Genomic DNA, 20,778 nt, shown 5'->3' on the forward strand with positions numbered 1-20,778 from the left:
GCCGTGGAGGAATCGTCCGCAGGGCGGTTTTAGGCCCTCCGACTAGGTACAATTCCTCCTATGTCCGAAGCCGTAACAACTCCGTCCCCTTTTGTCCACCTGCGCGTCCATTCCGAGTTCTCGGTAGTGGACGGCATCGTGCGCATTCCCGACCTCATCAAGCGTGTCGCCAAGCTGGGCCAGCCGGCTGTCGCGCTGACCGATCTGTCGAACCTGTTCGGCCTGATCAAGTTCTACAAGGGCGCGCGCGGCGCGGGCATCAAGCCCATCGCCGGCTGTGACGTCTGGCTGAGCAACGACGACGATCCCGCCAAGCCGTTCCGCGTGTTGCTGCTGGTGCGCAACCACCAGGGCTACCTGAACCTGTGCGAACTGCTGTCGCGCGCGTTCCTGACCAACCAGGGCAAGGGCCGGGCCGAGATCCGCCGTGAATGGCTGCAGGGCCAGGACGGCCTGATCGTGCTGTCGGGTGGCCGCGGCGGCGACGTCGGCCAGGCGCTGGACGCCGGCAACGCGGTATCGGCGCTGGCCTTGGCGCGCCAGTGGGCGCATATGTTCCCGGGCAGCTACTACATCGAGTTGCAACGCGCCGGCATGGACGGCGACGAGGCCTACACCCAGGCCGCCATGCGCCTGGCGGCCGAGGCCGGCCTGCCGGTTGTGGCCACGCACCCGGTGCAGTTCCTGGACGAATACGAATTCCAGGCGCACGAGGCCCGTGTTTGCATCGCCGAAGGCGAGATCCTGGCCAACCCGCGCCGCGTGCGCCGCTTCAGCAAGGAACAGTACCTGCTCAGTTCCGAGGAAATGGCGCGTCGCTTTGCCGACGTGCCCTCGGCGCTGGCCAATACGGTCGAGATCGCCAAGCGCTGCAACCTCAGCCTGGTGCTGGGCAAGCCGCGCCTGCCCAACTTCCCCACGCCCGACGGCGTGTCGCTGGACGACTACCTGGTGCAGTTGTCCGAAGAGGGCCTGGAAAAGCGCATGGCCTTCCTGTTCCCGGATGAAGCCGAGCGCGCGTCCAAGCGCGAGCAGTACTACGAACGCCTGCGCTGGGAATGCAAGACCATCATCCAGATGGGCTTCCCCGGCTACTTCCTGATCGTGCAGGACTTCATCAACTGGGGCAAGAACAACGGCGTGCCGGTCGGCCCGGGCCGGGGTTCGGGCGCCGGTTCGCTGGTGGCGTACGCGCTCGGCATCACCGACCTGGATCCGATCCGCTACGACTTGCTGTTCGAGCGCTTCCTGAATCCCGAGCGGGTCTCGATGCCCGACTTCGATATCGACTTCTGCCAGGACAACCGCGAACGCGTCATCGACTACGTCAAGGAAAAATACGGTCGCGCCGCCGTGAGCCAGATCGCCACCTTCGGCACGCTGGGCGCCAAGGCCGTGGTGCGCGACGCCGGCCGGGTGCTGGACATGCCCTACATGTTCTGCGACGGCCTGTCCAAGCTGATCCCGTTCAACCCGATGGACCCCTGGACGCTCGAGCGCACCCTGAAGGACGAACCGGCCTTCAAGGACCGCTACGAGCAGGAAGAGGAAGTGCGCGCGCTGGTCGACCTGGCCAAGCCGCTCGAAGGCCTGACGCGCAACATCGGCATGCACGCCGGCGGCGTGCTGATCGCGCCCGGCAAGCTCACCGACTTCTGCCCGCTGTATTGCCAGCCGGGGCAGGAGAACAGCGCGGTGTCGCAGTTCGACAAGGACGACGTCGAAGCCGCCGGCCTGGTCAAGTTCGACTTCCTGGGCCTGCGCAACCTGACCATCCTGGACTGGGCCGTGCGCTACGTGCGCCAGTTCAACGAGGACAAGCGCGACTTCGACGTCATGGCGCTCAGCCTCGACGATCCGGCCGCCTACAAGATCCTGTGCGACGCCAACACCACCGCGGTGTTCCAGCTGGAATCGCGCGGCATGAAGGAGCTGCTCAAGAAGCTGCGGCCCAACACCTTCGAAGACATCATCGCCATGCTGGCCCTGTACCGTCCGGGGCCGCTGGAATCGGGCATGGTGGACGACTTCGTCAACCGCAAGCACGGCCGCGCCGCGGTGGACTACTTCCACAACGATCTGGAGAGCACGCTCAAGAGCACCTACGGGGTCATCGTCTACCAGGAACAGGTGATGCTGATCTCGCAGATCATCGGCGGCTACTCGCTGGGCGGCGCCGACCTGCTGCGCCGCGCCATGGGCAAGAAAAAGCCCGAGGAAATGGCCAAGCACCGCGAACTGTTCGAGAAGGGCGCCAAGGAAAAGGGCCACGACCCCGACCTCGCGGTCAAGCTGTTCGACCTGATGGAGAAGTTCGCGGGCTACGGCTTCAACAAGTCGCACTCGGCCGCGTACGCGCTGATCTCGTACCAGACCGCCTGGCTCAAGGCCTACCACCCGACCGAGTTCCTGGCCGCCACCATGTCCTCCGACATGGACGACACCGACAAGGTCCAGATCTTCTGCCGCGACGCCCAGGACAACGGCGTCGAGGTGCTGCCGCCCGACGTCAATTTCTCGGGCTACCGCTTCGAACCCGTGGCTGACAAGCACACCGAAAAGGGCAAGCCGCCGCGCACCATGCGCTACGGCCTGGGGGCGGTCAAGGGCACGGGGCAGGGCGCGGTCGAGGACATCCTGCGCGCCCGCAAGGAAGGCGGCCCGTTCCAGAACCTGTTCGACTTCTGTCGCCGCGTCAGCAAGCACGCGGTCAACCGCCGCACCATCGAGGCCCTGATCAAGGCCGGCGCGTTCGACACCATCGAACCCAATCGCGCCGCCATGCTGGCCTCGGTGCCCACCGCCATGGAAGCGGCCGAGCAGGCCGCGCGCAGCGCCAACCAGTCCTCGCTGTTCGGCGACGACAGCAGCGACGTGGTGGCCGGCGAACTGGCCAAGGTCGCGCCGTGGGACCTGCACAAGAAGCTGACCGAGGAAAAATCGGCGCTGGGCTACTACTACAGCGGCCACCTGTTCGACGCCTGGCGCGACGAAGTGCGCCAGATCGTGCCGATGCAGCTGGCGCGGGTCGAGCCGCAGCGCGACCTGCAATGGATGTGCGGGGTGCTGGCCAGCGTGCGCGTCATGATGACCCGTCGCGGCAAGATGGTGTTCGCGGTGCTGGACGACGGCACCGCGCAGGTCGAGATCTCGGTGTTCAACGAGCTCTACGAAAAGCACCGCAACCGCCTGCGCGAAGACCAACTGGTCATTGTCCAGGGCAAGGTCAGCAACGACGACTACTCGGGCGGCATGCGCATCGTGGCCGAGCAGCTCTACGACCTGCAGCTGGCGCGCGAGGCGCGCGCCAAGTCGCTGCGCGTCAAGCTCAACGGCGGCGCCGACGCCGCGCGCCTGCGCCAGATGCTCAACCCGTTCCGCGCCGAGCCCGAGAACGGCATCCCCGGCGTGCCGGTGGACATCGTCTACACCAAGAACAATTTCCTGTGCACGGTGCGGCTGGGCGAGGAATGGCGGGTCCGCATGGCCGATACCCTGCTCGAAAACCTGAATGCCTGGACCAAGCCCAACGGCGTGGAGGTCACCTACTGATGCGTATCGTCCATTCGGAAGCCGCCACCAGTTTCGGTGGCCAGGAAGGCCGGATCTTCAAGGAAATGAACGCCATGCGCGCGCGTGGCCATCACCTCGAAGCCATCTGTCAGCCCACCGCCCTGCTGGCCGAACGCCTGTCGGATGCCGGGTTCACGGTGCACACGCTGGAAATGGACGGTCCCGTCAATTACGTCAAGGGCGTCATCGCCATCCGCCGCATCCTGCGCGAAGGGCGTTTCGACGTGCTCAATACCCACAGCCGGCGCGATACGGTGATCGCCGCGGCGGCCGGCCGGCTGGCGGGCACGCCGCTGATCGTCCGCACCCGCCACTTGTCCAACAAGGTCGGTTCGCTGTGGTCATACACGCGCCTGCCGCACCGCGTCACCACCGTCAGCGACCACGTGCGCGAGCATCTGATCGAGCGCGGCGTGCCGGCCGACCACGTCGCCACGGTCTATTCGCCCATCGTGTTGCCGCCGCCGGTCGAGCATTCCACGCTGCGCGAGGAACTCGGCCTGGCGGCCGATGACGTGGTGGTCGGCTGTGTGGCCGTGATGCGCGCCACCAAGGGCCACAAGGACCTGATCGACGCCATCGCGCCGCTGATGGCCGCCCGTCCCAAGCTGCACCTGGTATTCGTGGGCGGGGGATCGCCGGTGTTCGAGCAGACCCAGGCCTACGTGGCCGAACGCGGCCTGGCCGATCGCATCCACCTGATGGGGATGCGGCGCGACGTGCCCAACCTGTTGGCCGGCTGTGATCTGTTCGCGCTGGCGACCCAGCAGGAAGCGTCCGGCACCGTCTACGTCGAGGCCCAGGCCAGCGGCCTGCCGGTCATCGGCACCGATGTCGGCGGGGTTTCCGAGATGTTCCGCGACGGCGAAACCGGCATCCTGGTGCCGCCGAAGGACCCGGCCGCGCTGACCGCCGCGCTCGAAAGACTGGTCGATGACGCCGCGCTGCGCCACCGCATGGGCGAGGCGGGCCGCAAGATGGTCTGGGAAGAAGGCGTGTTCTCGCCCGCCCGCCTGGCCGAAACCACCGAAGCCGTCTACACCCGCTGGCTGGCGGAGCGGCGCGGATGAACGCGCCCAACGTCCCGGTGTTGATGTATCACCACGTCACGCCGGCCGGCGGCATGATCGCCGCCACCCCCGAGGTTTTCGAGGCGCAGATCGCGCGCCTGGCGCGGGCCGGCTACCAGTCGCTGTCGACCGACCAGTTCGCCGCCTACTTGGCCGGCGCGCCGGCGCCCGAGCGGTCGGTGCTGATCACGTTCGACGACGGCTATCTCAACAACTGGGTCCATGCCCATCCGGTGCTGGCGCGCCACGGCATGCGCGCCGTGCTGTTCACCATTACCGGCTGGATCGGCGACGGGCCGGCGCGCCCGCACGCGGGGCAGGGCCTGCCGCTGCCGGCTACACCCGACCACGACGCCTGCAAGAAGCTGATCGCGGCCGGGCGCGGCGACGAGGCCATGCTGCGTTGGAGCGAAATCGAGGCGATGCGCGCCGCCGGCACTTTCGAGTTTCATTCGCATACCCACACCCACACGCGCTGGGACAAGGTCTGCGGCGCCGACACCGAGGCCAAGCGGGCCCATATCGCGCGGGAACTGTCCGATTCGCGCGAGACGCTGATCCAGCGCCTGGGGCAGGCCAGTGATCATCTTTGCTGGCCGCAGGGCTATTTCGACGCCGACTACGTGGCGGCCGCCAGGCAGGCGGGCTTTCGCCACTTGTACACTACCGACCCTTTCGGCCAGAACACGCCTGGCGCCGACCCCGGCCACATCTACCGCTTCGCGGTGCGCAACCAGGGTGGTACCTGGTTGAACCGGCGGCTCTGGCTGTCGCGCGATCCCTTTTGGGGGCCGCGCTATCACGCCTGGAAAGCCTGGAAAAAGCGTCTTAGGAATCGCGGATGAAGTTATCAGTCATAGTCATCACCAAGAACGAGGCGGCCAACATCGCCGAATGCCTCAAGTCGGTTGCTTTCGCCGACGAGTTCATCGTCGTGGATTCGGGCAGCACCGACGGCACGGTGGAGCTGGCCAGGGCCCTGGGGGCGCGGGTCGAAGTGACCTCCGACTGGCCCGGCTTCGGTCCGCAGAAGAACCGCGCGCTGGACCTGGCCACCGGTGACTGGGTGTTGTCGATCGACGCCGACGAGCGTGTCACGCCGGAGCTGGCGCGCGAGATCCAGGACACCCTGGCCGCGCCGCGCGCCGACACCTACGAGATCGCCCGCCTGTCGAATTTCTGCGGCCGCGACATCCGCCACAGCGGCTGGTGGCCCGACTACGTGCTGCGCCTGTTCAAGCGCGGCGCCGCGCGCTTCAATGACGCCGCCGTGCACGAGCGCGTGGTGCCGGCCAATGGCCAGCCGCCGCTGCAGCTCAAGGGCTACTTCCATCATTACCCGTACGACAACCTGGACGCGCTGGTCACCAAGATCAACCGCTACTCGTCGGACGCCGCCGCCATGATGTACGCCAAGGGGCGCCGCACTTCCGTGTTCGGCGCGCTGGGCCACAGCTTCTGGACTTTCGTGCGCATCTACCTGATCCGGCGCGGCTTCCTCGACGGCCGCCACGGCCTGGTGCTGGCGGTGACCGCGGCGGCGGGCAGTTTCTTCCGTTACTCGAAGCTGATGTTCCTGGCCGAGAAGAACAAGTGAAGATTCTCTACACCAATTTCCACGCCGGCAACGGCGGTGGACACGTCACCTACATCATCAACCTGTGCCGCGCCCTGGCCGCCGAGCACCAGATCACGGTCGCCGCGCCCGCCAGCAGCCGCCTGTACCGCTACGCCAAGGCGATCCCGGGCGTCACGGTCGCGGACATGCGCTACACCACGCGGCCCTCGTCCTGGTTCAAGGACCGCGCGCGGCTGCGCCGCCTGATCAAGGACGGCGGCTTCGACATCATCCATGCCAACGGCTCGGCCGATCACAAGCAGGTGATGCTGGCCACGCTGGCGATGGCGCGCCGCCCGCGCATCGTGTTCACCAAGCACAACGACCATCCGCTCACCAGTTTCGGCCACAAGCTGCGGGTGGCGCTGGCCACCGACCACAGCATCGCGGTCAGCGACTACATCCACGGCCTGCTGTCCGATTCACCGTACCGCAAGCGTCCCATCACCACCATCCGCCACGGCATCGACACTCAGTTCTTCGCGCCGCCGGCGCCCGAGAGCGTCGATAAGCTGCGCGAACTCTTTTTCGGCCCGCAATGGCGCGGCAAGCTGCTGCTGGGCAGCGCCGGCGGCACCGACTACGACAAGGGCTGGCTCGACCTGGTGGCCGCGGTGGCGGCCTTGCCGCCGGGCGACAAGGAGCGGGTGCTGCTGCTCGTGGCCGGCGATCCGCCGTCCGAAGCCAAGCTGGATCGGGTGCGCGAATTGGGCATGACCGATCAGCTGCGTTTTCCCGGCCTGCTCGACGACGTGCGGGCGGCCCTGGCCGCGTGCGACGCCGGTTTCGTGCTGTCGTACCGCGAGGCGTTGTCGTTCGCCTGCCGCGAGATCATGGGCCTGGGCCTGCCTGCCCTGGTCACCAACGTCGGCGGCCTGCCCGAGAACGTGAATGACGGCGTCGACGGCTGGATCGTGCCGGTGCGCGACGTGGCCGCCATGACGGCGCGCCTGCGCATCATGCTGGACGATCCCGGCCAGGTCCGGGCCATGGGCGCGAACGCCCGCGAAACCGCGGTGCGCGACTTCAACCTGGCGCGTTTCGCGCAAGCCACGGTCGACGTCTACCAGCGTACGTTGGGCGGACACTGAGCCTTATAATCCGCGCTATGTCTATCCCAATTCTCATGTACCACCAGATCGGCGAACCCAATCCCAAGGGCACGCCGTTTCGCGGCCTGACGGTGCACCCGGACGATTTCGCGCGCCAGATGCGCTGGATGCGCTTCCTGGGTTATCGCGGCCTGTCGATGCGCGACATCATGCCGTACGTGCGCGGCGAGCGCCACGGCAAGGTATTCGGCCTGACCTTCGACGACGGCTACCGCAACGTGGTCCAGAATGCGATGCCGGTGCTGGACAAGCTCGGCTTCACGGCCACCAACTACCTGGTGGCCAACCAGTTCGACGGCGGCAATGTCTGGGACGCCAAGATCGGCATTCCCTTTTCGCCCCTGATGACCGTCGACGAGATGCGCCAGTGGGCCGCCTCCGGCCACGAGGTCGGCTCGCACACCCTGGATCACGTCCACCTGCCCGAAATGACACCCGAAGAGGCGCGCCGCCAGATGGTCGAATCCAAGGACGTGCTGGAGCAGGCTCTCGGCGCGCCGGTCACCGCCTTCTGCTATCCCTACGGCGACCATGGCCCGGAACATCTGGTCATGGCGCGCGAGGCGGGCTACGACAACGCCACGTTGACCAAGCGCGGCCTGGCGCGCGCCAGCGACGATCCCTTCGGCCTGCCGCGAGTGACCGTGTCGCGTTCGACCGGCATCTTCCGTTTCCTGCAGAAATGCCTGACGCGCTATGAAGACACCCGCGGGCGCCGCTGAGCGGCGGCTGCGCATCGCACTGCTGGTCGACCGCTTCGGCAACCGCTTCGGCGGCGCCGAGGCCTACGGCGTCGAACTCATGCGCGTGCTGGGCCAGCGCCACGATATTTCCGTGGTGGCGCGCGACTTCGACAGCGATCTGCCGTTTCCCTTCCACCCGGTGCGCTTTCCCGGCTGGCTGCCCAGCTGGATGCGGGTGTTGTATTTCGCCTGGAAGGCCGATCGCCTGACCCGTGGCCGCTACGACATCGTCCATTCGCACATGAACGGCTGGGCGGGCGAAATCCAGGTCATGCACGTCACGCCGGTACGCTACAACCGCCTGACCCGGGCCAAGCCGCTCAAGCGTGTACTCGCCTGGCTCAGTCCGCGGCTGGCCACGTATCTGTTGCTCGAGAAATTCCGGGTGCGCCGCGCGCCCGCCCGTCGGGTAGTGGCGGTGTCCGGCCTGATCATGGACCAGTTGCACCGGAGCTACGGTCCGCAGTTGCCGGTCGAGATCATCGCGCCCGGCGTCAAGCTGCCCGCGCCAGAAGCGGCGGACTCGCGCGCCGCCACGCGCGCCTCGCTGGGCTGGGAGGCGGACACGATCGGCTGCCTGCTGGTGGCTCGCAACCCGCTGCGCAAGGGGCTGCCCGCGCTGCTGGACGCGCTGGCGCTGCTGCCCGCGCCGTACCGCCTGCTGGTGGTGGGAGCCGACGCCGCGACCCGCGAACGGGTGCGCGCGGCCGGCGCGGTGGCCAATCGCGTCACGCTGGTCGATCCCACGCCCGATGTCGCCAGGTACTTTGCCGCGGCCGACATCTACGCCCATCCGACGCTCAACGACAGCTACGCCATGGCGCCGCTGGAAGCCATGTCGCATGGCTTGCCGGTCGTGGTCAGTTCCCCCGCCTACTGCGGATTCGCGCAATACCTGTCGGCCGGCAAGGATGCCCTCATCCTGCAGGATCCGCGCGATGGCGCGCAGCTGGCGCAGGCCCTGCAGCGCCTGGGCGACGAACCCGAACTGCGCGCGGCGCTGTCCGAGCGCGGCCTGGCGATCGCGCGCGACCAGAGCTGGGAGACCGTAGCGTCGCGCTACGAAGACCTGTACCACGGGGTGCTGGCCGAGCGCGGCTGAGACGCGGCCGCAGGCAAAAAAAACGGGACCGCAAGGTCCCGTTTTCGCTTTCAATGTGTCGGCGCCGTGGCCCGTTCCAGTTCCCCCAGCCAGCGGATCGCATATTCGCGCTCGGATCCGCACATTTCGGGCTGGGCCTGCAGCCCGCCGCAGAATGCCGGACGCTCGGGCTGGCCGAAGAGGGCGCAACGCATGTCCGGCAGCAGCTGGATACAGGGCACGCCTGCCGGCTTGCCGTCGGGCATGCCGGGGATCGGCCGCGTGATCGACGGCGCGATGCAACAGGCGCCGCACCCTGGCCGGCACGCCAGCGAGGCCGGCATCTTCAGACCCACCCGCGCAACCAGTAGACGAACAGGCCGGCGTATTCCTTGATGATGGAGCGGCTGGCGTCGAACGTGCGCTGGTCGGGCAGCCACGGGTTCAGCGAACCGTCGGCGGGCGCCACGATCTGCGGGGGCGCGGGCGCGGCGATGGCGATCACGCCCTGCTTGGAGAACGCCGCCATGGCGCGCGGCATGTGCAGGGCGGACGTGACCAGCAGCACCTTGCCGATGCCGCGGGTCTTGAGCTGGTCTTCGGTCAGGGCCGCATTCTCGTAAGTGGTGCGGCTGGCGTTTTCCAGGATCAGGGCCGATTCCGGCACGCCCTGTTGGCGGATGGCGTGGGCCATGCCGCGCGCCTCGCTGACGTCGCCTTCCAGCGCGCCGCCCGACAGCACCACCTTGGGCGCCCGGCCCGCCAGGTAGAGCTGGGCCGCGGTGTCGACGCGCACCACGGCGGTGTCCTTGTCGTAGGGCAGGAACCAATTGGCGCGGCCATTGGCGGTATTGCCACCCAGCACCACGATGGCGTCGGCGGTGGGAGACTCGGCGGGCGGCAGGTGCGGATAGCGGTTTTCCAGCGCGCCGCCGAGCCAGAGCGAGGTCACCGGAAGCGACCACGCCAGCGCCCACAGCAGGCCGGCGAGGATCAGGGCGCCGCCGGTCTTGCGCAGCCGGAACAGGCCCAGCACCAGGCCGACCACCACCAGGGTCAGGCACAGGTTGTAGGGAATGATCAGATTCGTGAGGTAGCTCGACATGGTCATTTCAAGACAAACTGTTTACCGCGCATCGTCCAGCATGGCGTTGGCCTGCTGTTGCACCGCCTCGGCGGATGGCCATGCCGTTTCCGAACCGATGCACACCGCCCGGGGCGACCACGGTCCGGTCCGGCCGGGGCGGGTGACGCCGAATAGCGTGAGTTCCCGCGCGCCGGCCGCCGCGGCGACGTGCGAAACGCCGGAATCGTTGCACACCACCAATGCTGCTTTGGTCGTCAACGCGGCGAACGCGCCCAGGGACAAGGGAGGCAGCAACTGCGCGCTCGGGGCATTGCGCCGGGCTTCGTCGGTTTCCGCCGGAGGGGGGCACATTACCACGGTATGGCCCCGTGCCTGCAAGGCGCGGGTAAGTGTATCGAATCCTGGCCACACCTTGATCTTTCCCTTGTGCAGCCCGGTGGCCGTGGGCGCGATCAGGACGAAGCGCTGCCCGGCCAGGCCCGCCGCCTCCAGGGCCAGGTCGGCGGCGCCCTGGTGCGTCGGCGTCAGGGGCAGGTCGAGCGTGGGAGCGGGATCGGCGGGGCCGGTGGGCAGACCCCAGCGGGCCAGCGCTTCGCGTGTCAGGTGATGCCAGGACTGCACCGCGTGCAGGGCGGCGTCCGGCTTGGCCACCGGCCAGCGCAACAGGAAGCTGCGGCCGTCGTCGCGATAGCCCGCCGATGGCACTCCCGCCAGCCGGAACACCAGCGCGCTGGACAGCGAATCCGGCAACAACAGGCCGCGGGCGCGCCGCCCCTCGGCGCCCAGGGCGCGGCGATGGGCGCTGACCGTGGCTCTATCCGGCCCCACTTTTCCCAGCATTGGCAGGAACTCCCGTTTGTCGATCCCGTCCAACAGGTCCCGCGCCCAGGGGCGGGCACAGATAACCAGGGGCAAGCCGGCGGCCTGCAAGGCCCGCAGGCTGGGCAGGCTCATGCAGACATCGCCCACCCAATTGGGCAGGCGGACGTAGAGGCAACTGATTTCGGACATGGACAGGCGCACCGCGCAATAGGAACTGAAAGGGGGACGCCCGGCCCCGCGCGGCAACGCGTAGCCAGTACAATCCGGGGCACAATTGTATAAAAGCGAGTGATTCCATTGAATTCTGCCGCACGCAACGCGCCCGCAGGCTCCCAGCCTGTCAAAGCTGAACTCTGGAGCCGAATCTATAGCCGGGTCGGTTCCTACTGGAAGGGGCTGGTGCTGGCGACCCTGCTGATGGCCGGCGCCGCCGCCACGCAGCCCACGCTGGCCGTCATTATGCAGCCCCTGCTGGACGACGGCTTCTCGGGCGCCAAACCGTACTATGTCTGGGCGCTGCCGCTGGCGGTGGTCGGGTTGATCTTCTTGCGCGGCGTCTGCAACTTCTTCAGCGACTACCTGCTGGCCTGGGTCGCCAACAACGTTCTGCTGGGCATGCGGCGCGACATGTTCGAACGCCTGCTGGGCCTGCCCGACGCCGATTTCAAGCGCGGCGACACCGGCCGCCTGCTGAACCGATTCACCATCGACGCGGGCAACGTCACTGGCTACGCCACCGACGTCATCACGGTGCTGGTGCGTGAAACCCTGGTGGTCATCGCCCTGATCTGCGTGCTGCTGTACACCTCGTGGGTGCTGACCCTGATCATCCTGATCATGCTGCCCGTCTCGGTGCTGATCGCGCGCACCTTCATCAAGCGCCTGCGCCGCATCAACCGCGACACCGTCAACATGAACGCCGAACTGACCCGCGTGGTCAGCGAGGGCATCGACGGCCAGCGCGTCATCAAGCTGTTCGACGGCTACGAGGTCGAACGCGGCCGCTTCGATTTCGTCAGCAGCCGCCTGCGCCGCTTCGCCATGCGCACCGCCACCGCCGACGCCGCCCTGACGCCCCTGACGCAGGTGTGCATCTCGATCTCGGTGGGCGCGGTCATCGCCGTCGCCTTGGGCCAGGCCAACAACGGCTCGCTCACGGTCGGCAGCTTCGCCTCCTTCATGGCCGCGCTGGCGCAGATCTTCGACCCCATCAAGCGCCTGACCAACCTGGCCGCGCGCATGCAGAAGATGCTGGTGTCGGCCGAAAGCGTGTTCACCCTGATCGACCAGGTGCCCGAAAGCGACACCGGCACGCGCGAACTGCCCGAGCCCGTGCGCGGCAAGGTGGAGTTCCGCAACGTCACCCACCGCTTCGCCGACGCCGACCGCGACACCGTCAATGACGTGTCCTTCGTGGTCGAACCCGGCCAGACCGTGGCGCTGGTGGGACGCTCCGGCAGCGGCAAGACCACGCTGGTCAACATGCTGCCGCGCTTCGTGCTGGCCGACAGCGGCGCCATCTACGTCGACGACGTGCCGATCAACGACCTTAAGCTGCGCAGCCTGCGTTCGCACCTGTCGCTGGTCAGCCAGGACGTGGTGCTGTTCGACGACACCATCGCCGCCAACGTCGGCTACGGCGCCCTGGGCGAAGCCAGCGAGCAGCAGGTGCGTGACGCGCTGGCCGCCGCCAACCTGCTCGATTTCGTCGAAGGCCTGCCGCAGGGCATCAACACGCCGGTGGGCGAAAACGCCGCCCGCCTGTCCGGCGGCCAGCGCCAACGCCTGGCGATCGCCCGCGCCCTGATCAAGAACGCGCCGATCCTGATCCTCGACGAGGCCACCTCCGCCCTCGACAACGAGTCCGAACGCCAGGTGCAGGCCTCGCTCGAGCGCCTGATGAAGGGGCGCACGACGCTGGTCATCGCGCATCGCCTGTCCACGGTGCAGAACGCCGACCGCATCATCGTGCTGGACGCCGGCAAGATCGTCGAACAGGGCGCCCACGCCGAGCTGCTGGCCGCCGACGGCCTGTACGCCTCGCTCTACAACATGCAGTTCCGCGAAGACTGATCGCGTGCGCGGCGCCCGGGGCGCCGCGCCAGGCCACCCAGGAGCCGCCCATGTCCCTGCCCGCAGAAGGCAACCAGCTGGTCAACGTCGTCGTCCTGCTGGGCGCGGCGGTGGTGGCGGTGCCCTTGTTCAAGCGCCTGGGACTCGGTTCCGTCCTGGGTTACCTGGCCGCCGGCCTGGCCATCGGCCCGTTCGGCATCGGCTGGTTCTCCGACCCCCGTTCCATCCTGCATGTGGCCGAACTCGGCGTGGTGATGTTTCTGTTCATCATCGGCCTGGAAATGCAGCCGTCGCGACTATGGAAGCTGCGCGGGGAAATCTTCGGCCTGGGCGTGGCCCAGGTGGTGGCCTGTGGCGCGCTGTTGACGGCGGTCGGCCTGTTGGCCGGATTGTCGGGGCCGGCGGCCTTCATGGCGGCGATGGGTTTCGTGCTGTCGTCCACCGCCATCGTCATGCAGATACTGGGCGAGCGCGACGAGACCGCCAGCGCCCAGGGCCAGCGCATCGTTTCCATCCTGCTGCTCGAAGACCTCGCCATCGTGCCCTTGTTGGCCCTGGTGGCGTTGCTGGCGCCGGCAGGCACCACCGAGCATGGCGATCCCTGGCTGCAGGCGGCCATCGCCGTCGGTTGCGTCCTGGCGCTGCTGGCGGCCGGGCGCTGGTTGCTCAACCCCTTGTTCCGCCTGCTGGCGGCCGCGCATGCCCGCGAAGTGATGACCGCCGCCGCGCTGCTGGTGGTGCTGGGCGCGGCGCTGCTTATGGAATTGGGCGGCCTGTCGATGGCCATGGGCGCCTTCCTGGCCGGCGTGCTGCTGTCCGAGTCCACCTTCCGCCATCAGCTGGAGGCCGAGGTCGAGCCGTTCCGCGGCATCCTCCTGGGCCTGTTCTTCCTGGGCGTCGGCATGTCGCTGGACCTGGCCGCGGTGGCGCGTGAATGGCAGTTGATCCTGGCGGGCGTGCTGGTCTTCATGCTGGTCAAATCGGTGGGCGTCTACCTGGTCGCCCGGCTGTTGCGCGCCAGCCATGCCGAGGCCGTGACCCGCGCGGCGTTGTTGGCCCAAGGGGGCGAATTCGCCTTCGTGCTCTACGGCGCCGCCGCGGCCGCGGGCATCTTCGATGCGCACCTGGCCGCCGTGCTGATCGCCGTGGTCATCATTTCCATGGCCTTGACGCCCTTGTGCGTACTGGCGCTGCGCTGGCTGCTGCCCAAACCCGTCCCCTCGATGGAAGGGGTGGACGTGGCCCGGGACCTGGAAGGTTGCGCATTGATCGTGGGTTTCGGCCGGTTCGGCCAGATCGTGACGCAGGCAATGCTGGCGCGCGACATGAAGGTCTCGATCCTGGATATCGACACCGATGCCATCCGCGCGGCCGCCAAATGGGGCGTCAAGGTGTATTACGGGGACGGTACCCGCATCGACATGCTGCGCACGGCCGGCGCCGAAACCGCCAAGGCCATCCTGATCTGTATCGACAATCCGCAGTCAGTCAACCACATGGTCAAGCTGATCAAATCGGAATTCCCCCTGGTGCAACTGGTGGTGCGGGCCTATGACCGCATCCATTCCCTGGCGCTGGCCAGGGAAGGGGTCGACTACCAGGTGCGCGAGACCCTGGAATCGGCCCTGGTTTTCGGCGAAGCCGCGCTGCGCGCCATCGGCGTGCCGCCGGACGAAGCCGCCGACGTGGTGGCGGACGTGCGCAAGCGGGACACCGACCGGTTCGAGCTGGAGGTGGCCGGCGGCCTGTTCGCCGGGCGCTCGCTGCTGTACGGCAACATGACCGGCCCGGCGGATGGCAGGAACGACCAGCCGGACCGTGAAACCGTGGCGCCGGCCGGGCATGCGGAGCCTGGCGCGCCGGCATGACCGCCGTATGACAAGCGACCCGTATCGCGTATTACAGCCTCTTTGCATTACTTTACGCATCATTTCACGCGCAAGTCCGATCGGCTGAGGTAGATTTAGCTTCAAGCGCGCTCCACTTCCGGAGCGTTTCTGCCAGGGGGCTGCCATGCTGCAATCGGATCGGATTTCCACGACCCCGCAAGCGGTCGCGCTTGAGCTTGCACGCCGTCAAGCCACGACCCTGCGTTGCGGGTTTTCCGCGGGCGCCATGCGCCAACTCGTCCTGTCGGCGGGCGGGGCCGGCCCCGCCTGGGCCATCAGCGCCCATCGCGAAACCGACAAGGCGCGCGGCGCCAAGGCCTTCCCCTTCCGGATCGCCGCCACGCTGTCCTGACGCGCTGGCCCGGCCGCGCGGCCGTGGGGGGGCGCGTGGCTGGCTGCCATCGCCACGCGGCGCTTGCCGGCCTGGCGCCGCCAGGCAAGATGCCCGGTCGGCGCCATGCCGATACGGCTTTCGATATCGATCGGTACGCCCTGGCGCGGATCCGCCGACGCCGTTCCTGGCTGTGAACGGGTGCCATCTTGCCTGGTCGCCCGCGCTTGCGGCATCATGACCCGTAAAAGGCATGACACCCCGCCGCGATCGCGAAGGAGCGCCGTATTGAAGTCCCATGGGTTTCTACATCGCAGCCTGTACGCCCTCGCGGGGTTGATCGCCATCGGCATTTGCGCCGCCTCGATCGCGTTGCTCTGGACGGACCGGCGCATCACCTGGAACCTCGCCTACGTCGCCGCCGGCAACCTGACGGAAGTGCTGTCGGCCGATATCAGCCGCACCATTCGCGTCTATGACCTGTCGCTGCAAGGCGTCATTGAACGCCTGCAAGAGCCGGGTATCGAAGAGCTGCCACGCGGCACCCTGCATCGCTTCCTGTTCGACCGCGCCGCCAGCGCCGAGTACCTTGGCACCATCCTCATCCTGGACCGCGACGGAAACGTCCGCTACGACTCACAGAGCCTCGATCCTCCCATCGCCAATTTCGCCGATCGCGACTTCTTCCAGGTCCATCGCGACAGGCCCGACGCCGGCATGTATGTCAGCCGCCCGTACCTCAGCCGCTTGCGCGGCGGTGACGAGAGCATCGGCATCAGCCGCCGGCTTGCCGCGCCCGACGGCAGCTTCGCCGGCGTGGTCACCGGGTCGCTGCGCCTGGCCTATTTCCGCGAGCGCTTCGCCGGGGTGTCGATCGGCCCGCGCGATTCCATCACCATCTTCCGCAACGATGGCGCGGTGCTCGCGCGCACCCCTTATTCCTCCGCGGACCTGGACGCCGACATCGGCCAGGAACCGGACTTCCAACAATTCCTGATCCGCCGCGAAGGCGTGTTCGTCGGCGCGCTGGCGCCGGATGGCGTCGACCGTCTTTATACCTTCGACAGCGTGCCCGGCACGCCGCTGGTCATCGACGTCGCGATGGCGGTCGACGAAGTCCTGGCGCCATGGGAACGACGGGCGATGCTGGTCATCCCCATCACCCTGGCGCTGTTCGCCTCGGTGGTGGCGCAGGTCGTGCTGTACCGGCGCGAGACGCGGTTGCGCCTGGAAGTGGAGACCAGGCTTGAAAAAGAGGCCCAGACCGATGGCCTGACAGGTATTGCCAACCGCCGCACCTTCGATGAAGCACTGGCGCGCGAATGGGCCAGCGCGGGCCGCGACGGCGAACCCTTGTCACTGCTGTTTCTCGACGCCGACCGCTTCAAGCTCTACAACGACCGCTATGGTCACCAGGAGGGCGACGAGCTGCTCAAGATACTGGCGCTGACCGTGCGCGGCAAGGCGCGGCGCCCTCGCGACCTGGCGGCGCGCTATGGCGGAGAGGAGTTCGTGGCACTGTTGCCCAATACCCCGCTCGAGCATGCGATCGACATCGCCGAACGCATACGCCAGGCCGTGGTCGGCCTGCACGCGCAGCACGAAGACAACGAAGGCGGCATTGTCACCGTCAGCATCGGCGTGGCCACCGTGGTGCCCCGGCCGGGCGACGAAGTCGCCGCCCTGGTTGAAGCCGCCGATGCGGCCGTCTACCGTGCCAAGGAGGCCGGGCGCAACCGCGTCGTGGCTGCCGGCCCATGACGGGCGTCGGCCTGTCGCCGCCGTCGCGGACGCCAAGAAAAACGGGACGGCCGTTGCAAGGACCGTCCCGTCGAGATGCCAGCGAGGCGCTCAGCGGCCGAGCATGACGGCCTGCAGGCGGGTTTGCGCCTGTTGCACCTTCTGCGCCTGGGCGGTCAATTCCTGCAGCAGCTTGTTCAGCTCGGCCAGCACGGCCGGGTCCTGCACCCGCGGCGCCGGGCCCGTCAGGTCGATCTGCGCCTTGTGCGTTTCGACGTATTCCGCCACCTTGAGGCTGCTGTCCAGCGTGCCGCTGATTTGCGGCAACACTTCGCGGAAGGTGTCGGCCGGCACCGTCACCGTCTTGGCGTAGGCCTTGTCATACACCGCCTTCAGGTCGTCGGGCTGCTTCAGTTGCGCGCGCGCCGCGTCCGCCTTGGCCTGCTCCTTGGTCAGGGCCTCGCCCATGTCCTTGAGCGCGGTCTGCACCGTCTTGATGTCGTCGCGCCGGGCCACCACGTCGTTCAGCGAACGCACGGCGCCCTTCTGCATGAGGCTGCCCATCGGCTTGACCGAAGCGTCCATGCCGGCGTTGAAATCGGTGATCACCGCATACTGCGCGGCGTAGTCGCCGAAGGACTTCTTCTCTTCTTCCGTCAGCTGCGGCACGCGCACGCCCGGCTTGTCGACGATGCGGGTCTGCAGGAACTGCGTGAACGCCGCGCGTTGCTCAGGCTCCTTGTTGCCGCAAGCGGTCAGCGCCAGCGGCAACGCCAGGGCCAGCAGCACGAAAGGACGGAATAGGGATTTCATTACGTGATTCTCCGGAAAACATGGGAAATGGCGCGCCCCTTTTAAAACCGGGGGTGGCCAGCCGGGGGCGAGCTTATCGGGTCGTGGCCTTCGTCGCCATTGGTTTCAAACTTCATTTCAATCGAAGTGCCAAGATACAAAATTCACACACATTGACGTGAAAATTTGCATGGCAGCTGGTACGCGCGAGCGGGCGTAGGCAGGGCGGAGTACGGCCGCCATGAAGGATGGTCACGATGGAATAAGGTCGCCATGAAAGAAGAAAGCCGCTGTCGCGGCTTTCCGGCATCACAGATCATGGAGTACCGGCCATGGGCCGGCAAGGCTGCGGGTTTCAAACTAGGATGATGTCGTACTTTTCCTGCGAATACGTGCTCTCGACTTCCAGCGACACCCGCTTGCCCACGAAATCGCCCAGCATCGCCAGGTGCTGGCTTTCCTCTTCCAGGAACAGGTCCACCACGTCCTGCGACGCCAGGATGCGGAATTCCTTGGGATTGAACTGGCGCGCCTCGCGCAGGATCTCGCGCAGGATCTCGTAGCAGACCGTGCGCGGCGTGCGCACGTTACCGCGCGACTCGCACATGGGGCAGGGCTCGCACAGCTGGTGCGCCAGCGAATCACGGGTGCGCTTGCGCGTCATTTCCACCAGGCCCAGCTGCGTGAAGCCATTGACCGTCATGCGGGTGCGGTCGCGCGCCAGCGCCTTCTTCAGTTCGGCCAGCACGGTCTCGCGGTGCTCCTGTTCCTCCATGTCGATGAAGTCCAGGATCACGATGCCGCCCAGGTTGCGCAGCCGCAATTGACGGGCAATGGCCTGCGCGGCTTCCAGATTGGTCTTGAAGATGGTGTCGTCGAAGTTGCGGCCGCCGACGAAGCCGCCGGTATTGACGTCGACCGTGGTCAACGCCTCGGTCTGGTCGATGATCAGGTAGCCGCCCGACTTCAGGTCGACGCGGCGCGACAGGGCCCGCGCAATCTCCTCGTCGACATTGGCCGTATCGAACAGGGGGCGCTCTCCGCTGTAATGCTGGATGCGATCGACCACGGAAGGCGTATAGACGCGGGCCCATTCCAGCATCGCCGCGGTGGTGGTGCGCGAGTCGACCAGGATGGCGCCCGTCGACGGCCCCACCATGTCGCGCAGCACTCTCTGCGCCAGTGTCAGGTCCTGGTGCAGCAGCGCCGGCGCCGGTTGGGTGCGGGCCGCGGCCTGCACACTGGTCCAGAGCTTGCGCAGGTATTCCAGGTCGGCCGCCAGTTCCTCGTCATTGGCGCCTTCGGCCTGGGTGCGCACGATGAAGCCGCCTTTTTCCTCGCTAGGCATCAACGCCTGCAGCCGCTCGCGCAGTTGGATGCGCTCGGACTCCGAGTCGATCTTCTGCGAAATGCCGATGTGCGGATCGTGCGGCAGGTACACCAGCATGCGGCCGGCCATGCTGATCTGCGTCGACAGGCGGGCGCCCTTGGTGCCCAGGGGATCCTTGACCACCTGGACCATGATGGTCTGCCCCTCGAACAGCAGTTTTTCGATGGGCGTCGGCGTCAGGCCCTGGCTGCGCTCGCCCCGGTTCTCGCGCAGGTCCGCGATGTGGATGAAGGCGGCCCGCTCCAGGCCGATGTCGATGAAGGCGCTCTGCATGCCCGGCAGCACCCGGACCACGCGTCCCAGGTAGATATTGCCGACGTGCCCGCGCTGGATGCTGCGTTCCACGTGCAGCTCCTGCACCGATCCTTGCTCGACCAGCGCGACGCGGGTCTCGAAAGGCGTGACGTTGATCAGGATATCTTCGCTCAACGCGATGGTGGGGGGCATGGGGGCATCTTCTCCAAGTTAAGGGCAGTGCGGCGCAAGGCGAATAGTAAACGTACCGGCGCGCCGGGCAAGCGGCGCCCTGCTGGCGAGATCGCCTATCCATATGGATAAGAGGGGGCGAGGGAGGCGCCCTATATATCTATATAGATAGGGAAGACTGCGCCATCGGCACGCGGGCACACAACGCTATCTATATAGAGAGACGAGGCGTTGGACAAGTGCGCGAGCAGGGAACGGACGGCCCGCGGGCGGCTTGCGTTCCGATGTCCTGCAAAATTCATCAGTCTTTTTGCGTCCGGCGTGTGACAGGCCGAAATTCTGTGCTATAGTCTCGCTCCTTCGCAGTTCAAGCGGTTTTGTTGAGCGGCGGGGCCAGGCAAGTGCAACGGATCCGAGTGCTACGGCAAACGGATCTGCCGCAGGGCAGCAAGGCGGTGAGTCAGCGATGATTCTCTCGAACCGGCGGTCGGCGAGTTTTGCATAGGATGGTGCGAATCAGGCAGAAGCCAGTTGCACGATCTGCAAAAATTGTGCTATAGTCTTGGGCTTGGCTGGTGGCGGCGAATCAGGGTTTACCCGGTAGGGGCGGTCTGGTCGGTGTTGCGAGTCAGCTGGGGCGGTAACCAACCTCCGAAGCGATTCGGGGCTGCTGCAAAGTGAAGCGATTCACAAAGCGGCGGGGTTGCAAGATAGAGTGCAAATTAGGCAAAAGCCGGTTGCATAATCTGCAAAAGTTGTGTTATAGTTTCAGGCTTGGCAGTTACCGAAAACTTAGGGTTAACCCTGATATTTCGATAGCTGCTAAAGAGAAAGCCGGGTGCGAGCCTGGTGAGACCTGAAGAGGTCGTAGGCAAGGCAGCGAAGTGAAGCAAGCGACGCTGACTTGACAAACGATAAAAACTTCTTCATAATCTCGTTTCTCTGCTGCTGACACAGCGATCGACGCGAAAGCGAAATCGCCGAAGAAAGCGGAAGATGCAGTAAGTAGTTTGGTAGTACAGAATTTGGCA

The 20,778-nt window shown here is 66.6% G+C and carries 16 protein-coding genes; 11 read left to right on the forward strand and 5 right to left on the reverse strand.

Going from position 1 to position 20,778, the window contains the following annotated elements:
* The first annotated feature begins 60 nt into the window (after window positions 1–60).
* The 7 genes from dnaE to ACVN9Z_RS16110 are packed head-to-tail and all read left to right on the forward strand — an operon-like array spanning window position 61 to window position 9,218.
* Window positions 61–3,552 carry a DNA polymerase III subunit alpha gene (gene dnaE, locus ACVN9Z_RS16080; protein WP_006384039.1) on the forward strand — a complete coding sequence of 1,164 codons (3,492 nt, stop codon included), beginning with the start codon at window positions 61–63 and terminating at the stop codon, window positions 3,550–3,552.
* Window positions 3,552–4,643, forward strand: coding sequence for a glycosyltransferase family 4 protein (locus ACVN9Z_RS16085; protein ID WP_006384038.1), 1,092 nt, complete (start codon window positions 3,552–3,554; stop codon window positions 4,641–4,643). Before dnaE ends, ACVN9Z_RS16085 begins: the two co-directional genes overlap by 1 nt.
* On the forward strand, window positions 4,640–5,488 hold the full coding sequence (locus tag ACVN9Z_RS16090) for a polysaccharide deacetylase family protein (protein WP_006384037.1): 849 nt from the start codon (window positions 4,640–4,642) through the stop codon (window positions 5,486–5,488). Before ACVN9Z_RS16085 ends, ACVN9Z_RS16090 begins: the two co-directional genes overlap by 4 nt.
* On the forward strand, window positions 5,485–6,240 hold the full coding sequence (locus ACVN9Z_RS16095) for a glycosyltransferase family 2 protein (RefSeq protein ID WP_006384036.1): 756 nt from the start codon (window positions 5,485–5,487) through the stop codon (window positions 6,238–6,240). The genes ACVN9Z_RS16090 and ACVN9Z_RS16095 overlap by 4 nt, the downstream gene beginning before the upstream one ends.
* Window positions 6,237–7,352 (forward strand): glycosyltransferase family 4 protein, encoded by a 1,116-nt coding sequence (locus tag ACVN9Z_RS16100; RefSeq protein ID WP_006384035.1) that lies wholly within the window; start codon window positions 6,237–6,239, stop codon window positions 7,350–7,352. The genes ACVN9Z_RS16095 and ACVN9Z_RS16100 overlap by 4 nt, the downstream gene beginning before the upstream one ends.
* A gap of 17 nt (window positions 7,353–7,369) precedes the next feature.
* On the forward strand, window positions 7,370–8,095 hold the full coding sequence (locus tag ACVN9Z_RS16105) for a polysaccharide deacetylase family protein (protein ID WP_006384034.1): 726 nt from the start codon (window positions 7,370–7,372) through the stop codon (window positions 8,093–8,095).
* Window positions 8,070–9,218 carry a glycosyltransferase family 4 protein gene (locus ACVN9Z_RS16110; protein ID WP_020924398.1) on the forward strand — a complete coding sequence of 383 codons (1,149 nt, stop codon included), beginning with the start codon at window positions 8,070–8,072 and terminating at the stop codon, window positions 9,216–9,218. The genes ACVN9Z_RS16105 and ACVN9Z_RS16110 overlap by 26 nt, the downstream gene beginning before the upstream one ends.
* 50 nt (window positions 9,219–9,268) lie before the next feature.
* On the opposite strand, the gene ACVN9Z_RS16115 is transcribed toward ACVN9Z_RS16110, so the two are convergent.
* The 3 genes from ACVN9Z_RS16115 to ACVN9Z_RS16125 are packed head-to-tail and all read right to left on the reverse strand — an operon-like array spanning window position 9,269 to window position 11,295.
* Entirely contained in the window at window positions 9,269–9,541 is a 273-nt protein-coding gene (locus ACVN9Z_RS16115) for a YkgJ family cysteine cluster protein (protein ID WP_024068310.1), read from the reverse strand.
* 2 nt (window positions 9,542–9,543) lie between these two features.
* Entirely contained in the window at window positions 9,544–10,308 is a 765-nt protein-coding gene (locus ACVN9Z_RS16120; RefSeq protein WP_006384031.1) for a YdcF family protein, read from the reverse strand.
* Between the two features lie 15 nt (window positions 10,309–10,323).
* Window positions 10,324–11,295, reverse strand: a complete 972-nt coding sequence (locus ACVN9Z_RS16125; RefSeq protein WP_026382735.1) for a glycosyltransferase family 9 protein — start codon at window positions 11,293–11,295, stop codon at window positions 10,324–10,326.
* Window positions 11,296–11,403: 108 nt separating this feature from the next.
* On the opposite strand from ACVN9Z_RS16125, the gene msbA reads away from it, so the two are divergent.
* The 4 genes from msbA (at window position 11,404) to ACVN9Z_RS16145 (ending at window position 17,160) form a co-directional block, all read left to right on the forward strand.
* Window positions 11,404–13,179, forward strand: coding sequence for a lipid A export permease/ATP-binding protein MsbA (msbA, locus tag ACVN9Z_RS16130; protein WP_035181076.1), 1,776 nt, complete (start codon window positions 11,404–11,406; stop codon window positions 13,177–13,179).
* A 50-nt stretch (window positions 13,180–13,229) separates the two neighbouring features.
* A complete protein-coding gene (locus ACVN9Z_RS16135; protein WP_107316882.1) occupies window positions 13,230–15,047 on the forward strand; it encodes a monovalent cation:proton antiporter-2 (CPA2) family protein in 1,818 nt (605 codons plus the stop codon).
* A 145-nt stretch (window positions 15,048–15,192) separates the two neighbouring features.
* Window positions 15,193–15,420: a hypothetical protein gene (locus ACVN9Z_RS16140; protein WP_026382737.1), complete on the forward strand. Its 228-nt coding sequence runs from the start codon at window positions 15,193–15,195 to the stop codon at window positions 15,418–15,420.
* A 267-nt stretch (window positions 15,421–15,687) separates the two neighbouring features.
* Window positions 15,688–17,160: a sensor domain-containing diguanylate cyclase gene (locus ACVN9Z_RS16145; RefSeq protein WP_458212393.1), complete on the forward strand. Its 1,473-nt coding sequence runs from the start codon at window positions 15,688–15,690 to the stop codon at window positions 17,158–17,160.
* A gap of 90 nt (window positions 17,161–17,250) precedes the next feature.
* Here ACVN9Z_RS16145 and ACVN9Z_RS16150 read toward each other — a convergent pair whose 3' ends face one another.
* Together ACVN9Z_RS16150 and rng are read right to left on the reverse strand one after the other, a co-directional pair.
* Window positions 17,251–17,952, reverse strand: a complete 702-nt coding sequence (locus ACVN9Z_RS16150; RefSeq protein WP_006384024.1) for a DUF3053 domain-containing protein — start codon at window positions 17,950–17,952, stop codon at window positions 17,251–17,253.
* A gap of 334 nt (window positions 17,953–18,286) precedes the next feature.
* On the reverse strand, window positions 18,287–19,750 hold the full coding sequence (gene rng, locus ACVN9Z_RS16155; RefSeq protein ID WP_026384722.1) for a ribonuclease G: 1,464 nt from the start codon (window positions 19,748–19,750) through the stop codon (window positions 18,287–18,289).
* Window positions 19,751–20,778 lie beyond the last annotated feature (1,028 nt).

Source organism: Achromobacter sp. KK8 (assembly GCF_054188005.1).

Excerpts from the sequence above, each read along its gene's own strand:
- ACVN9Z_RS16085 (WP_006384038.1), top strand. The coding sequence starts at position 3,552 with ATGCGTATCGTCCATTCGGAAGCCGCCACCAGTTTCGGTGGCCAGGAA.
- ACVN9Z_RS16125 (WP_026382735.1), bottom strand. The coding sequence starts at position 11,295 with ATGTCCGAAATCAGTTGCCTCTACGTCCGCCTGCCCAATTGGGTGGGC.
- ACVN9Z_RS16135 (WP_107316882.1), top strand. The coding sequence starts at position 13,230 with ATGTCCCTGCCCGCAGAAGGCAACCAGCTGGTCAACGTCGTCGTCCTG.
- ACVN9Z_RS16140 (WP_026382737.1), top strand. The coding sequence starts at position 15,193 with ATGCTGCAATCGGATCGGATTTCCACGACCCCGCAAGCGGTCGCGCTT.
- dnaE (WP_006384039.1), top strand. The coding sequence starts at position 61 with ATGTCCGAAGCCGTAACAACTCCGTCCCCTTTTGTCCACCTGCGCGTC.
- ACVN9Z_RS16110 (WP_020924398.1), top strand. The coding sequence starts at position 8,070 with ATGAAGACACCCGCGGGCGCCGCTGAGCGGCGGCTGCGCATCGCACTG.
- ACVN9Z_RS16150 (WP_006384024.1), bottom strand. The coding sequence starts at position 17,952 with ATGAAATCCCTATTCCGTCCTTTCGTGCTGCTGGCCCTGGCGTTGCCG.
- ACVN9Z_RS16115 (WP_024068310.1), bottom strand. The coding sequence starts at position 9,541 with ATGCCGGCCTCGCTGGCGTGCCGGCCAGGGTGCGGCGCCTGTTGCATC.
- ACVN9Z_RS16090 (WP_006384037.1), top strand. The coding sequence starts at position 4,640 with ATGAACGCGCCCAACGTCCCGGTGTTGATGTATCACCACGTCACGCCG.
- ACVN9Z_RS16105 (WP_006384034.1), top strand. The coding sequence starts at position 7,370 with ATGTCTATCCCAATTCTCATGTACCACCAGATCGGCGAACCCAATCCC.
- ACVN9Z_RS16120 (WP_006384031.1), bottom strand. The coding sequence starts at position 10,308 with ATGACCATGTCGAGCTACCTCACGAATCTGATCATTCCCTACAACCTG.
- ACVN9Z_RS16095 (WP_006384036.1), top strand. The coding sequence starts at position 5,485 with ATGAAGTTATCAGTCATAGTCATCACCAAGAACGAGGCGGCCAACATC.